General features: G+C 55.7%; 15 protein-coding genes. 5 read left to right on the top strand and 10 right to left on the bottom strand.

From position 1 onward, the window contains the following. Positions 1-140: 140 nt before the first annotated feature. From nuoB to lrhA, 3 genes are all read right to left on the bottom strand, one after another. The gene (gene nuoB, locus ET34_RS0106710) at positions 141-815 is read right to left on the bottom strand and encodes an NADH-quinone oxidoreductase subunit NuoB (protein WP_031520572.1); all 675 of its coding nucleotides are present in this window, start codon (positions 813-815) and stop codon (positions 141-143) included. A 15-nt stretch (positions 816-830) separates the two neighbouring features. Then, positions 831-1277, bottom strand: a complete 447-nt coding sequence (nuoA, locus tag ET34_RS0106705; protein ID WP_031520571.1) for an NADH-quinone oxidoreductase subunit NuoA — start codon at positions 1275-1277, stop codon at positions 831-833. Between the two features lie 629 nt (positions 1278-1906). Next, positions 1907-2845, bottom strand: coding sequence for a transcriptional regulator LrhA (lrhA, locus tag ET34_RS0106700; protein WP_031520570.1), 939 nt, complete (start codon positions 2843-2845; stop codon positions 1907-1909). 973 nt (positions 2846-3818) lie between these two features. Here lrhA and alaA point away from each other — a divergent pair. After that, positions 3819-5033 carry an alanine transaminase AlaA gene (alaA, locus tag ET34_RS0106695; RefSeq protein ID WP_031520569.1) on the top strand — a complete coding sequence of 405 codons (1215 nt, stop codon included), beginning with the start codon at positions 3819-3821 and terminating at the stop codon, positions 5031-5033. 76 nt (positions 5034-5109) lie between these two features. Next, entirely contained in the window at positions 5110-5709 is a 600-nt protein-coding gene (gene yfbR / locus ET34_RS0106690; protein ID WP_031520568.1) for a 5'-deoxynucleotidase, read from the top strand. A 29-nt stretch (positions 5710-5738) separates the two neighbouring features. Here yfbR and ET34_RS0106685 read toward each other — a convergent pair whose 3' ends face one another. The 4 genes from ET34_RS0106685 to yfbV all read right to left on the bottom strand — a co-directional run bounded on the left by ET34_RS0106685 (position 5739) and on the right by yfbV (position 9366). Then, a complete protein-coding gene (locus ET34_RS0106685; RefSeq protein ID WP_031520567.1) occupies positions 5739-7571 on the bottom strand; it encodes an SLC13 family permease in 1833 nt (610 codons plus the stop codon). A gap of 95 nt (positions 7572-7666) precedes the next feature. Continuing rightward, complete coding sequence (locus ET34_RS0106680; RefSeq protein WP_236633825.1) at positions 7667-8347, bottom strand: sugar phosphatase; 681 nt, start codon at positions 8345-8347, stop codon at positions 7667-7669. Further along, positions 8340-8834, bottom strand: a complete 495-nt coding sequence (locus tag ET34_RS0106675) for a YfbU family protein (protein WP_031520563.1) — start codon at positions 8832-8834, stop codon at positions 8340-8342. The genes ET34_RS0106680 and ET34_RS0106675 overlap by 8 nt, the downstream gene beginning before the upstream one ends. Before the next feature lie 76 nt (positions 8835-8910). Next, the gene (gene yfbV / locus ET34_RS0106670; RefSeq protein WP_031520561.1) at positions 8911-9366 is read right to left on the bottom strand and encodes a terminus macrodomain insulation protein YfbV; all 456 of its coding nucleotides are present in this window, start codon (positions 9364-9366) and stop codon (positions 8911-8913) included. Between the two features lie 331 nt (positions 9367-9697). On the opposite strand from yfbV, the gene ackA reads away from it, so the two are divergent. Both ackA and pta read left to right on the top strand, forming a co-directional pair. Beyond that, positions 9698-10900, top strand: a complete 1203-nt coding sequence (gene ackA, locus ET34_RS0106665; RefSeq protein WP_031520559.1) for an acetate kinase — start codon at positions 9698-9700, stop codon at positions 10898-10900. A gap of 80 nt (positions 10901-10980) precedes the next feature. Beyond that, positions 10981-13119, top strand: a complete 2139-nt coding sequence (gene pta, locus ET34_RS0106660) for a phosphate acetyltransferase (protein WP_031520558.1) — start codon at positions 10981-10983, stop codon at positions 13117-13119. A 59-nt stretch (positions 13120-13178) separates the two neighbouring features. Here pta and ET34_RS0106655 read toward each other — a convergent pair whose 3' ends face one another. Beyond that, complete coding sequence (locus tag ET34_RS0106655; RefSeq protein WP_031520556.1) at positions 13179-13529, bottom strand: RamA family antibiotic efflux transcriptional regulator; 351 nt, start codon at positions 13527-13529, stop codon at positions 13179-13181. 309 nt (positions 13530-13838) lie between these two features. Between ET34_RS0106655 and ET34_RS0106650 the strand changes: the two genes are divergently transcribed. Beyond that, positions 13839-14411 (top strand): TetR/AcrR family transcriptional regulator, encoded by a 573-nt coding sequence (locus tag ET34_RS0106650; RefSeq protein WP_031520554.1) that lies wholly within the window; start codon positions 13839-13841, stop codon positions 14409-14411. 62 nt (positions 14412-14473) lie between these two features. Here ET34_RS0106650 and yfcD read toward each other — a convergent pair whose 3' ends face one another. Beyond that, a complete protein-coding gene (yfcD, locus tag ET34_RS0106645; protein WP_031520552.1) occupies positions 14474-15025 on the bottom strand; it encodes an NUDIX hydrolase YfcD in 552 nt (183 codons plus the stop codon). Between the two features lie 56 nt (positions 15026-15081). After that, entirely contained in the window at positions 15082-15633 is a 552-nt protein-coding gene (gene yfcE, locus ET34_RS0106640) for a phosphodiesterase (RefSeq protein WP_031520550.1), read from the bottom strand. Positions 15634-15660: the final 27 nt, after the last annotated feature.

Here is a 15660-nt window from a genome sequence, read left to right as displayed (position 1 = left end):
AATGGTTCAGTAGTGACTGGCAGATCGTGGCTTCGCGTTTTTGTTTAATAATGTGCGAAGTATTCCCTTCTTATTCAGCCACGCAGCAGGTTCCGCTGCGGCTTAATACGTCCGGGTCATCCACGCCCCGCAAGCGCAAATTAAATTTCGTCTGGTGTACGCAGGTTGGTGACCGCAATGCGCTCGCCGCGTTTACGCTCACGCTCTGACTGCATATTGGCGCGGTACACGCCCTGATCCCCGACCACCCATGAAAGCGGACGACGCTCTTTGCCGATGGACTCCTGCAGCAGCATCAGTGCCTGCATATAGGCTTCCGGACGCGGCGGACATCCCGGGATATACACATCAACCGGAAGGAACTTATCCACGCCCTGGACCACGGAATAGATATCGTACATGCCGCCGGAGTTGGCGCAGGCGCCCATAGAAATGACCCATTTTGGTTCGAGCATCTGGTCATAAAGACGCTGAATCACCGGTGCCATTTTGGTAAACGGCGTACCGGCGATAACCATCAGGTCGGCCTGACGCGGTGAAGCACGCAGTACTTCCGCACCAAAACGCGCAACGTCGTGTACCGCAGTAAACGACGTCACCATTTCTACATAGCAGCATGAAAGGCCGAAGTTATAAGGCCAGATTGAGTTTTTACGGCCCCAGTTGACCATGCCGTGCAGGACATCTTCGAGCTTGCCCATGAACACGCTGCGGTTAACCTCTTGCTCCAGGGGATCCGGAACGATCTCCTGTTTTTGCAGGGGGTAACGGTCGTTCTCACCGTTAGGATCTATGCGGGTGAGCGTATAATCCATCTTATTGCCTCGCTGTTACTGCGTATGACGACTAGTGTCGCTGTCGGTTTCCGGGTTGATACGACTGCGGCGTGAGGCTGCAGGCGTCCAGTCCAGCGCGCCGATACGCACCAGATAAACCAGACCGGCCAGTAACACTAAAATGAAAATTGCGGCTTCAACGAAGCCGACCCATCCGCTTTCGCGAACCGATGTCGACCACGCGAAAAGATACAGGGCTTCTACGTCGAAGATGACGAAAAACATCGCCACAAGGTAGAACTTAGCGGACAGGCGCAGACGCGCTGTACCAACGGAGTCGATACCCGACTCGAAAGGCGTGTTTTTGTGCCGGGCTCTTGCGCGACCGCCGAGGAACCAGGCCCCGAGCAGCATCAGACAGCACAGGCCGATGGCGACAATAAGAAAGATTGCGAATGCCCAGTGATGAGCGATGACTTCAGTGGATGTTGACATACTCATTGCTTACTCATCAAAAGTGATGCGGAAAATCTCTACTCTTATTGGCAGATGAACATCACATCGATTCATGGGGAGGAACAAAGAAACCGTACAATCATTGCCGGAAAACGTGACTTAGGCAGCAAATTGATGTGGTTTTTTACTCCTTTCTATAACCTTTTGTCAACTTTAACAAAAGTATCCTCACATTAATTTACATCGGCCTCATTTCATTAACATTTCATGCCCTTTTTGCCCCTGATGTGTACAGGGGTAAGCGTAATCCATGTTGTTGAATCGTGTCCGTTGATGGAGGAAATAAAAAATTACCCCTCTATTTTGGCAGGAATTCTCAACTATTCATCCCCCTCAACAGGGGTATTTTCTTGATCTGAGACACGCTTTTGTTAATTCCCTCAAAAAAGCAGCAACAAACGAGGTTAATTTTTAACAATAAGTGCCCCTTTGCGCAGCTTGCAATCGCGAGTGAAATTTGCTCAACGACGCGCAAAAGCCCTTGCAGAGCATAAGGAATACGGGGTGTGCGGAAGGATGAAATTTGGAATATGTAAAAAACGCGCCGCTGAAATGCAAAATGTTTTCAGGGGCGCGTTTTTAGCAATTAACAAATTGTTACTATTCCTGAAGGGTTATTCACTGATGCTACCGTCCAGCAGCACGCTGTCATCCCCGCCATCGACCGGGGCCGTATAGCGCCACGGCGTCTGAAGACTCTCCATCGCTTCAAAAATAACGTCTGCCAGCTCGTTCTGGCTGTTGGGATTGCGTGAAAGGTGATATTCCGTTTCCGGCAACTGCGGCAGCCCTTCGCTTTGCCCCAGCACACGCAGTTCCGGGCTCATCATTTCCACCGGCCGTGCGGTAATACCCAATCCCGCCTTCACCGCGGCACGCATAGCAGGCAGCGTCGAAGCAACATAGGCGATGCGCCACGACAGACCGGCTTCGTTGAGCTTTGCCAGCAGCAGGTCGCGACACGGACTCGGATCGTCAAGCAGCACCAGCGGGATGGGTTCCCCGGGTTGCAGGATGTAATCCGCTGCGCAGTACCACAGCGTCGGCGACGTGCGTAGCACCACGCTTTCGCCCTGAAGCTGACGATGCGCGGTGATAATCAGGTCAACCTCCTGTTGCGCCAGCATATCCTGCATCTGGGGGTTGCGCTTCACGCGCACATCCAGCGCAAGCTTCGGATAAACCGAAGTGATGCGGCTTAACACGAACGGCAGGATGGTATCAGCGGTTTCGTCTGACGCCCCAAGCGTAAGCACGCCCTGCAGGTTGCTAAACATTAGCGACATGCAAGCTTCATCATTGAAGCGCAGAATTTTTCTGGCGTAGCCCAGAAGTTGAATCCCGTGCTCGGTCAGTAATTTGTTACGGCCATGCCTGGCGAAGAGTTCCTTGCCGACCAACTGCTCCAGACGCTGCATTTGTTGACTCACCGCAGACTGAGTACGACTTACTGCCACCGCAGCGGCAGCGAAAGTATTCAGGTCAGCGACCGCAACAAAGGTTCTCAGCAGATCGAGGTCGAGATTGAGTATCGGACGATTTGCATTAATCATATTGTTATTCACTGTCAGGTCGCTCGTCTGGAGCTGCCCCGGCCTATTGCTATGTGTTATTGGAAAATTAAGGAATTCCATTTAAAAAATGCGTCCACGGGTTAAATCTGTCTGCCAGCGGTGAGACGGTTTATTTATATAAATTTGCATTAAAAGAGCGCGAGCGGAGCGCGTTCGCTACAAAAAAATATTTAACCCGGGCTACAACATACAAACTTTCAGGTGGTTATACCAGTCTAACGATAAATATGAGGCAACATTAGTAAATATGACCGGTGTTTACCCGGTTAAACTTTACATAACATTTCGCGCTGCGGTTCTCAGCTGGAACAGCCACTCAGGCCTGAAAGGATCAGGAGCATTTACAACGACCTCCACGCTTAATAGCGGTACTTCCCACTGTGCAACGCTGGCTTACCACACCGAAGCGCTAATCTTAACCTAAATCACCACTTTTTATAAGCGTATAAGCGCAATTCTTACCATTACTTACAGCCGGAATGAGATGTATTCTTTCCCGACCCTTTATTTCCCGTCTGTCTTGTCACTAAAGATAAAATAACGCTAACTAATTTCGTTCGTTTTCAATTAACCGTTATAACCGTGTTTCGACAAATTTAATTAAGCTGCCAGAGGGAAGATGGCGTTCTGCTACCGGGGTTAATTCATTTTTTCTGAGCTATTAGCGCGGTCACTTCAGGAGATTTAGCATAAAAAAACATAAAACCATGAGGTTACCAGAGAAACAACCAGTTGAAACTGGCGTACTGGTGACACCACCTGACCGAACATTGCTCTGCCATACATTACCCCATACAGCTTATCCAGCCAACTTTGCTCACAGTGTGCCATTGCTAAAAATAAAATGCTGCCCGCTGCGCTGTCAGACTTCAAAACCGCCGGTGTGAAGAGTACATTGTCGCCATCTCGCTTCCATGGCAGGAAGCGTCGCAACTGCTACAGGCCAAGAGTCATGTCACCAATTGAAAAATCCAGCAAGCTAGATAATGTCTGTTACGACATCCGCGGGCCGGTTCTCAAAGAGGCAAAGCGCCTCGAAGAAGAAGGCAATAAAGTCCTGAAACTGAACATCGGTAATCCGGCACCGTTCGGCTTCGACGCGCCGGACGAAATTCTCGTCGATGTCATTCGCAATTTGCCGACCGCGCAGGGTTACTCGGACTCCAAAGGCCTCTATTCAGCCCGCAAAGCCATCATGCAGCACTATCAGGCGCGGGATATGCGCGATGTTACCGTAGAAGATATCTATATTGGTAACGGCGTTTCCGAGCTGATCGTGCAATCGATGCAGGCGCTGCTGAACAGCGGCGACGAGATGCTGGTGCCGGCCCCGGATTATCCACTCTGGACCGCAGCGGTCGCGCTATCCAGCGGTAAAGCCGTGCATTATCTGTGCGATGAATCATCGGACTGGTTCCCCGATCTGGACGATATTCGCGCCAAAATCACGCCGCGCACCCGGGGCATTGTCATTATCAACCCGAACAATCCCACCGGCGCGGTTTACTCCAAAGAGTTGTTGATGGAAGTGGTGGAAATCGCCCGTCAGCATAATCTCATCATCTTTGCCGATGAGATTTACGACAAAATCCTTTACGACGAGGCGGAGCATCACTCCATCGCCGCGCTGGCCCCTGACCTGTTGACCGTCACCTTCAACGGCCTGTCGAAAACCTACCGCGTGGCGGGCTTCCGCCAGGGCTGGATGGTGCTTAACGGCCCGAAAAAGCACGCTAAAGGCTATATTGAAGGGCTGGAGATGCTGGCGTCGATGCGCCTGTGCGCCAACGTACCGGCGCAACACGCCATCCAGACCGCGCTTGGCGGCTATCAGAGCATCAGCGAATTCATCGCACCGGGGGGCCGCCTGTTTGAGCAGCGTAACCGGGCATGGGAACTTATCAATGAGATCCCGGGCGTGAGCTGCGTGAAGCCTAAAGGCGCGCTCTATATGTTCCCGAAAATAGACGCAAAGCGCTTCAATATTCACGACGATCAGAAGATGGTGCTCGATTTCCTGCTGCAGGAAAAAGTGCTGCTGGTCCAGGGCACCGCTTTTAACTGGCCGTGGCCGGACCATGTGCGCATCGTGACGCTGCCGCGCATTGATGAGCTGGATATGGCCATCACCAAGTTTGGCCGCTTCCTCTCAGGCTACCACCAGTAAGCCGCCGGGGGAGGATTTGCATCTTCCCCCCGCTGCCAGCACAATGGCTCTCCAGTTGTCACCGATCGAGAGTGCTATGAACCAGAGCCATTTTTTTGCCTACCTGTCCCGCCTCAAACTAATCAATCGCTGGCCGCTGATGCGCAACGTGCGCACCGAGAACGTGTCTGAACACAGTCTGCAGGTGGCGATGGTCGCTCACGCGCTTGCCGTGATCAAAAACCGTAAATTTGGCGGCGCGCTTAACGCCGAGCGCATTGCCTTGCTGGCGATGTATCACGATGCCAGCGAAGTGCTGACCGGCGATCTGCCGACGCCGGTGAAATACTTCAACAGCCAGATTGCGCAGGAATATAAAGCGATCGAGAAAATTGCCCAGCAGAAGCTGGTGGATATGGTGCCGGAAGAGCTACGGGATCTGTTCGCCCCGTTAATTGATGAGCATCATTACAGCGATGAAGAAAAGGCAATGGTCAAGCAGGCAGATGCGCTGTGTGCCTATCTTAAGTGCCTGGAAGAACTTTCCGCCGGCAACAACGAATTCCGGCTGGCGAAAAGTCGCCTGGAGAAAACGCTGGAATCGCGACGCAGCCAGGAGATGGATTATTTCATGGCGATTTTCGTTCCCAGCTTCCATCTTTCCCTCGATGAAATCAGCCAGGATTCACCGCTGTAATGCCGTAACGGGGCGCGGTCGATGCGCCCTCAGAATGGAAACAGCAGTGGGATGACGACCACGCTCACCACCATCACGATGAGGGTGAACGGCACACCGATTTTCACAAAATCGCTGAAGCGATAATTCCCCGGCGCCAGCACCAGCGTATTTACCGGCGATGAAACCGGCGTCATAAACGCCGCGGACGCCGCCATCGCCACCACCATGGCAAACGGATACGGCGAGACACCCATAGACTTCGCCGCAGCCAGTGCAATCGGCGCCATCAGCACGGCGGTTGCGGTGTTAGAGATAAACAACCCGATGGCAGCGCACATGATAAACAGGCATATCAGCATGCCGTAAGGCCCGTAGCCGCCCCCCACATCCAACAGCCCACGCACAATCAAATCCACCCCGCCGGTTTTGTGCAGCGCCTGCGCGAAAGGCATCATGCCGACGATGAGAATAATGCTCGGCCAGTGGATCGCCCGGTACGCGCTCTCCACGGAAATACAGCGGAATTTGCCCATCAGCAAACAGGCGATAATCGCCGCGATGGGATTGGGAATTTCATCGGTCAGCATCAGCGCGACCATCAGTACCAGGCAAAACAGCGCGTGCGGTGCCTGACTGTGCGCCGGGGAGGCATCGCTCTCCTCCACCGGCAGATTGAGCACCAGAAAGTTACGGTTGCGCTGCCCGAGCTGAGTGATAAGTTTCCAGTTCCCCACCACCAGCAGAATATCGCCCAGCCGCAGCGGCTCATCGGCCACGTTACCCGACAGCGCCACGCCATCGCGCCGCAACCCAACCACGTTAAGCCCGTAACGGGTGCGGAACGCGATTTCCCGCACGCTTTTCCCCGTCAGCTCTGATTCCGGCACCAGCGAGACTTCCGCCATGCCTACGTCCAGCGCGTGGTCGGAGAAATAGTCGCCACGCAACACCATCGGCTCCAGCAGCTGCTCGCTGCAGAACTGTCGTAGATCGACGTCCGAGGCGGACATATCGATCAACAGGACGTCCCGCTCGCGGAATTCGCTGACGCCCTGCACATCCACCATCACGCGACGAAATCGCCGCCAGCGCTCGACGCCAATGACGTTTGCCCCGTAGCGCTCGCGCAGTTTCAGATCGTCCAGACGTCGGCCAATCATCGGCGACCCGTGGCGCACCGCCAGCCGCCGCGCCCGCCCGGACAGGCGATAGGTTTTGATCAGTTCCCGAAACGTCGGGCGCTTCCAGTCGTCGCCCTGAACGACATCGTCCCGGCCCACCAGCGCAAAGCGCGCCACCAGCATATAGAGAATGCCGAGCATCAGGATTAACACCCCGAGCGGCGTCACGCTGAAGAAGTGAAAGCCCTCCAGCCCCTCACGCAGCAATTCGCTGTGCACCACCAGGTTCGGCGGGGTAGCCACCAGCGTCATCATGCCGCTGATAAGGCCGGCAAAGCTGAGCGGCATCATCAGCCGCGCCGGGGAGGTTTTCATGCGCAGCGATACGCTGAGCACCACCGGGATAAAGATCGCCACCACGCCGGTGGAGCTCATAAACGCCCCCAGTCCGGCCACGGTGAGCATCAGCAGCACCAGCATTTTGGTTTCGCTGCTGCCAGCCACCTGCATCAGCCAGGCCCCCATTTTTGTCGCGACGCCGGTGCGGACCAGACCATCACCGATGATAAACAGCGCGGCAATCAGAATGACGTTAGGATCGCTGAACCCCGCCAGCGCCTCGCTCAGCGTCAGCGTTCCGCTCAGTACAAAGGCGACGATCACCAGCAGCGCCACGGCGTCCATGCGGACTTTACCGGTGGCAAACAGCACCACGGCAATGAAGAGAAGAGAAAGTACCCAGATCAGTTCGCTGTTCACGTCCTGTCCCTGATGGTTAAACATGCAAAAAGCATCGCATAAAAAAGCCCCGGCGATGCGGGGCTACGTCATGTCATGGGCTATTGACAGTGATATCAGGCTTTTTTGCTGACCGTCACCACGCCGTCGCGATCTTTCTCCACGCTCAGCTGTTCAAGGCTGGTCAGCACCAGATCGACCTCATCCAGACGCGGTGTCTCTGCGGGGGCGTTAACGGCTATCACATGACAGCGCGCATTCAGACCCGACAGCACACCCGCCGGGGCGTCTTCCACCACCACGCACTCCTCTGGCGCAAGGCCCAGCAGCTGCGCGCCCAGAAGATAGGCATCCGGCTCCGGCTTACCGCGCGAAACGCGCTCGGCGGTCACGAACACCTCGGGCAGCGGCAGCCCGGTCGCCTCACGGCGCGCCGAGGCCACCGGCAGCGACCCAGACGTGACGATCGCCCAGGGAATGCCGGCTTCGTTGAGGTGAGCAAGCAGCGCCTGAGCGCCAGGTAGCGCAATAATGCCCTCGGTATCGCTGGCTTCAATCTGTTCGAGGCGGGTGAACTCGGCGGCAATGGCTTCGTCCGACTGACCGGCCATAAAGTGGCGTAGCGAGGTGATGGCCTGCTTACCATGAATGAAACCGAGCACCTCATCATGGGCAATACCGAAGCGGTCCGCCCAGTTGCACCAGGCGCGTTCAACGGCCGGGAGTGAATCTACCAGGGTACCATCCAGGTCAAACAGAAAGCCTTTACACTTCAAAACCGCCTCCGGGTTATGCATTGATAATCTGGTTAATTTCATTTGCGCTCAGATGATACTGGCGCGGACAGGCGTGCCACGCCTGCAGCATGCGCTGATATTTTTCCCACATCGGGGTTTGCGCGTTGAAGCCGTGGGTACCGGCATCGAAATGGGTGTAGCGGCCTTCCGTGTTGACCATAAAGCGCACGTAACCCAGGTAGCGCGCTTCGGTTGCGGCATCGAAGCCGAGGAAGGTTACCCGGCGCTCATCAATACCCTGCGTGTCCTTGAGGTTCGTCCGACTGACGTGCAGCGCGTGGTACATCTCCATGATATCGATGATGCTGCGGCAGGTCTCTTCGGTCAGCTGGCCGAACTCATGATCCAGCTCGCGCATCTGCAGGCCGTAACCGCGTTCGATGATGGTTTGCAGGCGGCGGTAGCGTTCGGCGTTATCGGGGTCGAGCAGGGTCATCATTTTGTACTGGTTTGACAGAATCAGGCGCTGAGCGTGGGTCATTTCCATGGGGGACTCCTGTGAGAGATCAAAAATGGATACTGCCCCTACTCTGCCCGTTTTTCCCGATACGCCTTTTGATCAATTACAAGTCATCGAGAAATGTTTTATCGAGCTGTCTGAAGGCGCGTTTTAACGTATCGGCAAGCGCCTGATAGTCGGGCTTACCCTCTACCGGGGCGAGCGCCTGCCCGGCTTCCTGTAACTTGCCGCGCACTTCATAGAACCAGTCGAGCGTGGACGGCGGCAGCGGCGTCACCGAACGCTTACCCAGCCACCACAACCCCTGCATCGGCAGACTCAGGGCAAACAGCGCTGTCGCGACCGCCGGGCCAAGCTGGCCACCGAGGGCGATTTGCCAGGTTAAGGTGAATACCGCCAGCGGCGGCATAAAGCGAATAGCGTAGCGGGTGGCGCGAATGATGCGGTTTTCCACAAAGACGGGCGCGAGACGTTTATCCAGTGGCCACGTCTTCGCGTAATGCTGCCCGCGACGAAACAGGCTAAAAAAGCTGACCGGGCGATTCTCAGGTGTCGACATGGCTTACCTCAACTTCACGAATAAAAAATAAAATTTTTGTGCAAAACAACAACTGCAAATAACAACGTTCAAAATATTTTGTCATACCATAACGCGATCGGGTATCCTTTGCGGGCCTTTATGGCACCCGATACTAAACCGTACGCGGTATAACTATTTTGTGTTTTCGTCATGTCGTACATACCAGGCAAATATGGCGTAAACTCTGTTTATTTCTTCGCCATGTCATTATGCACCGGGCATGACGTTAATCATAAATGTCAGCGCCAACTTGCGCTACGCTACGAGGCTCGCTGACTTTTTTTAGCCACGTTTAATAGTAGGTACTTCCATGTCGAGTAAGTTAGTACTGGTTCTGAACTGCGGTAGCTCCTCACTGAAATTCGCGATCATTGATGCCGCCACCGGTGACGAGTACATCTCTGGTTTAGCTGAGTGTTTCCATCTTCCTGAAGCCCGTATCAAATGGAAAATGGATGGCGCTAAAGAAGAAGCGGCTCTGGGTGCAGGCGCTGCGCACAGTGAAGCGCTTAACTTTATCGTTAATACCATTCTGGCACAAAAACCGGAGTTGTCCGCACAGCTGACCGCTATCGGTCACCGTATCGTGCACGGCGGCGAGAAATACACCCGCTCAGTGATCATCGACGAGTCCGTGATTCAGGGTATCAAAGAATCCGCGTCATTTGCACCGCTGCATAACCCGGCTCACCTGATCGGCATCGCTGAAGCGCTGAAGTCCTTCCCGAACCTGAAAGACAAAAACGTGGCCGTGTTTGACACCGCGTTCCACCAGACCATGCCGGAAGAGTCCTACCTCTATGCCCTGCCGTACAAACTGTACAAAGAGCACGGCGTTCGTCGCTACGGCGCGCACGGCACCAGCCACTTCTACGTGACTCAGGAAGCGGCGAAGATGCTGAACAAGCCGGTTGATGAAGTTAACATCATCACCTGCCACCTGGGCAACGGCGGTTCCGTCTCGGCTATCCGTAACGGCAAGTGCGTAGACACCTCTATGGGTCTGACCCCGCTGGAAGGTCTGGTGATGGGTACCCGCTCTGGCGACATCGACCCGGCGATTATCTTCCACCTGCACGACACCCTGGGCATGAGCGTTGACGATATCAACAAAATGCTGACCAAAGAGTCCGGCCTGCTGGGTCTGACCGAAGTCACCAGCGACTGCCGCTACGTTGAAGATAACTACGCGACCAAAGAAGACGCGAAGCGTGCGATGGACGTTTACTGCCACCGCCTGGCGAAATACATCGGTTCTTACACCGCACTGATGGATGGCCGCCTCGACGCTGTCGTCTTCACCGGTGGTATCGGCGAAAACGCCGCGATGGTGCGTGAACTCTCCCTCGGCAAACTGGGCGTGCTCGGCTTTGACGTTGACCACGAACGCAACCTGGCTGCACGCTTCGGCAAGTCCGGCTTCATCAATAAAGAAGGCACTACCCTCGCGATGGTCATCCCGACCAACGAAGAGTTGGTAATTGCGCAAGACGCCAGCCGTCTGACCGCCTGATTCCCCACCGCCAGCCACCCGCTGGCGGTGTTGTTTTGTATGTGCCAGCGTTTCTGGCCGTAACGACAAGAGGATAAACCGTGTCCCGTACCATTATGCTTATTCCTACCGGAACCAGCGTCGGCCTGACCAGCGTCAGCCTCGGCGTGATCCGCGCTATGGAACGTAAAGGCGTTCGTCTGAGCGTCTTCAAACCTATCGCCCAGCCGCGCGCCGGCGGCGATGCGCCTGACCAGACTACCGCCATCGTGCGCTCTAACTCCGGCCTGCCGGCTGCCGAGCCGCTGCGTATGAGCCACGTGGAGTCGCTGCTCTCCAGCAATCAGCAGGACGTGCTGATGGAAGAGATCATCGCCCGCTACCACGAAAACACCAAAGATGCGGAAGTGGTGCTGGTTGAAGGCCTGGTGCCGACCCGTAAACACGCGTTCGCCCAGTCACTGAACTTCGAAATCGCCAAAACCCTGAACGCGGAAATCGTCTTCGTGATGTCTCAGGGCACCGATACCCCGGAACAGCTGAAAGAGCGTATCGAGCTGACCCGCAGCAGCTTCGGCGGCAGCAAAAATACCAACATCACCGGCGTTATCGTAAACAAACTGAACGCCCCGGTTGATGAGCAGGGTCGTACTCGTCCGGACCTGTCCGAGATCTTTGATGACTCCAGCAAAGCGCAAATCGTGAACATCGATGCGCAGCAGCTGCATGACATCAGTCCGCTGCCGGTGCTGGGTGCCGTACAGTGGAGCTTCGATCTGATTGCCACCCGTGCAATCGATATGGCGCGTCACCTGAATGCAACCATCGTCAACGAAGGCGACATCAACACCCGCCGCGTGAAGTCCATTACCTTCTGTGCGCGCAGCATTCCGCACATGCTGGAGCATTTCCGTCCGGGTTCCCTGCTGGTCACCTCCGCTGACCGTCCCGACGTGCTGGTTGCGGCCTGCCTTGCGGCAATGAACGGTGTGGAAATCGGCGCCCTGCTGCTGACCGGCGGCTACGAAATGGACGACCGCATTAAGGCGCTGTGTGAGCGTGCCTTCGCCACCGGCCTGCCGGTATTCATGGTGAACACCAACACATGGCAGACCTCCCTGAGCCTGCAGAGCTTCAACCTCGAAGTGCCGGTGGATGATCACGAGCGCATCGAGAAAGTGCAGGAGTATGTGGCAAGCCACATCGACAGCGAGTGGATCGAGTCGCTGACCGCGACCTCCGAGCGCAGCCGTCGTCTGTCGCCGCCGGCGTTCCGCTACCAGCTTACCGAGCTGGCGCGTAAAGCGGGCAAGCGCGTGGTGCTGCCGGAAGGCGACGAGCCGCGTACCGTTAAGGCGGCAGCTATCTGCGCCCAGCGCGGTATCGCGACCTGCGTGCTGCTCGGCAACCCGGATGAGATCAACCGCGTTGCGGCCTCTCAGGGCGTTGAGCTGGGCACCGGTATCGAAATCGTCGACCCGGAAGTGGTACGTGAAAGCTACGTTGCCCGCCTGGTTGAGCTGCGTAAGAACAAAGGCATGACCGAAGCCGTGGCGCGCGAGCAGCTGGAAGACAACGTGGTGCTGGGCACGCTGATGCTGGAGCAGGACGAAGTTGACGGTCTGGTTTCCGGTGCGGTTCACACCACTGCGAACACCATCCGTCCGCCGCTGCAGATCATCAAAACCGCGCCGAACAGCTCGCTGGTTTCTTCTGTGTTCTTCATGCTGCTGCCGGAACAGGTTTACGTGTATGGCGACTGCGCCATCAACCCGGACCCGACCGCAGAACAGCTGGCCGAGATCGCTATCCAGTCCGCCGACTCTGCTGCCGCGTTTGGCATCGACCCGCGCGTCGCCATGCTCTCCTACTCCACCGGTAACTCCGGCGCGGGTAGCGACGTTGAGAAAGTGCGTGAAGCAACCCGCATCGCGCAGGAAAAACGTCCGGACCTGGTGATCGACGGTCCGCTGCAGTATGACGCTGCGGTAATGGCTGACGTCGCGAAGTCTAAAGCACCGAACTCGCCGGTGGCTGGCCGCGCTACCGTGTTCATCTTCCCGGATCTGAACACCGGTAACACCACCTACAAAGCGGTTCAGCGTTCCGCTGACCTCATCTCCATCGGGCCGATGCTCCAGGGGATGCGTAAGCCGGTGAACGACCTGTCCCGTGGCGCGCTGGTTGACGATATCGTCTACACCATCGCCCTGACTGCGATTCAGGCTTCTCAGCAGTAAGTTGTCTGCCGATGTGAAAAGGGCCGCAATCGCGGCCCTTTTTTATTGCTCGTTGAACATCAGCGAGAACAGTTGACGTAGCTGCCGCCCTGACGGCGATAGTTGCCGGGCGACATGCTGAAGCGGCGGGTGAACAGACGGGTAAACGTCTGCTGTGAGTCAAACCCGTACTTCATCGAAATATCCAGCACCCGATCGTTGGTCGCGCACAGATCCTGCGCTGCCAGCTTGAGCTTTTTCTCGCGAATGTAGCGCCCCAGACTTTCACCTTTATGGTGATGGAAAAGTCGTTGCAGATGCCACTTCGAATAACCGGCATGACGGGCAACATCGTCGATGCGTAGCGGCTTGTGCAGATTGTCGTCTATCCAGTCAGCAATGGTTTCAATAACCTGAGCGGGAAGTTCCATGCGATCCCCTCCAGAAAATGTGCAAATGGTCGAATCGTTTGCAGGCGGCTGCGCCTGCGGCTGGTTTACTACCGCAACGCTATGGTAGTGCGCGGTCTGTTACGTTTTTACGGTGCTACGATTTATTTGCTCGCTTTTTATACGTCATCACTTTACCTGCCGGTAGGCGCATCTATAATGAGTGAGTAGACACTCATTATAGAAACGATGCTTAATGCGTCAACCCGTTTTTACAATGTGATCCCTCACCTTGCAGCGGCTAATGAGTCATGTTTCAATCTCGGTTTTGATTTCAGGAGAGCAACGTCAGTGGCGCGTCCCCGCAGTGAAGATAAACGTATGGCTATTCTTGAAGCCGCAATCGAGGCGATTGCCGAAGCGGGTTTGGGCGCATCCACCGCTCTGATCGCCCGTAAGGCCCGGGTCGCAGAAGGCACGCTGTTTCGCTACTTTGCCACCAAAGATGAGCTGCACAACGCCCTGTACATTCATCTGAAACAGGGGTTCTGCCAGTCGATGATCGATAAGCTCGACAGCAAAGGCGATCATAAAGAGAATACCCGCTATATCTGGAACCGCTTTATTGACTGGGGCTTAGCCCATCCGCAGGCCAACCTGACGATGCGCAAACTGGAAGTCAGCAACCGCATTACCGAAGAGAGTGAGCAGGTGGTAAACGATCTTTATCCCGAGATGTACGAGATCTGCGAACAGGCAGTATCTCCGGTGTTCCGCTCCCCTGAATTTCGTAACTTCGGGGATGAAATGTTTTTTGCGCTGGCACAAACCACCATGGAATTTGCCGCGCGCGAACCGCATCGCACCGATGATTTCAAAGCCACTGGATTTGATGCCGTGTGGCGCGCCCTCTGCGTCTCGTAACCCCGACGTTTTACGCCCGCCTGAAATGACCGACGCCCCGAGCGGGGCGTCATGGTGAAGGCTTACTGCGCTTCGTGCTCTACGCTGCTGCTGCTTTCTGCGCCTTTATAGCGGCTCATCCACAGCGCCAGCGCTTTCAGCGAATCCGGCGTGAACTCATCGCAGCGGGCAGTGATTTCGTCCGGAGACATCCAGCTGGCTTCGCTGACTTCGCTCTCCTGCAGAGCGAACGGGCCGTGCGACACACAGCTGAACAACCCGCCCCAGACGCGGCAGTGTTCATCTTCAAAGTAAAACTGACCGTGCTCAGCGAAAGGCACCCCGGCAATACCCAGTTCCTCTTCCGCTTCACGACGCGCCGACTCCAGCATTCCCTCGCCCGCCTGCACCACGCCACCGGCGGTGGCATCCAGCATGCCAGGCAGGAAATCTTTGGTTTCGGTACGACGCTGCACCAGCACTTTACCCATGCCGTCGTGAACCACAATATAGGTGGCACGATGACGCAGGCGCTGAGCGCGCATCTGTTCGCGGCTCGACTGTGCGATTACCTCATTGTTTTCACTAACAATGTCTACCCATTCCGTGCCGGAAATTTGACTCTGCTCCACCATCATCGGACCTTTTTTCAATGCGCTCTTGCGGCGTATAAGTGGTTAACTGCGTTACGTTAAGGGCTAATGCGTATCTGTGCAATAACCGCGTCGTCTTTCAGTGTGCGAACGCTCAGAACGCCCTCGTCCAGCATCCCGTAGCTGGCTGCAAAGCCGCCTTTAGGAATGCTCACCGAACCGGGATTGAAGAAAAACAACCCATCGCGTTTCTCCGCCACCGGAATATGAGTATGGCCGGAAATAAACACATCGCCCGGTTCCAGCGGCGGTAAATTGTCCGGATTGTAAAGATGACCGTGGGTCAGAAACAGGCGCTGCTCGCCCAGTAAAATCTGTTGCCAGGCTGCCGTAATCGGGAAGTTCAGCAGCATCTGATCCACTTCGCTGTCGCAGTTGCCGCGTACTGCAATTACTCTGCTGGCGACCTGATTCAGGCGCTCCGCCACCGCCGCCGGATTGTAGCTGTCCGGCAGCGCATTACGTGGCCCGTGGTAGAGAAGATCGCCCACCAGCACCAGCCAGCGTGCACCGCTCTGTTCAAATCGCGTCAGCACCGCCTCGGTTGCCGCCAGCGAACCGTGGATATCTGAAGCAAACATCAGTTTCATCATGACTCCTTACTGCTCTGCGCGCGC

This window comes from Siccibacter colletis, assembly GCF_000696575.1.
Lineage (GTDB): Bacteria > Pseudomonadota > Gammaproteobacteria > Enterobacterales > Enterobacteriaceae > Siccibacter > Siccibacter colletis.
Note: the sequence above shows the minus strand (reverse complement) of the source record. Positions and strands in the feature narration are given on the sequence as shown.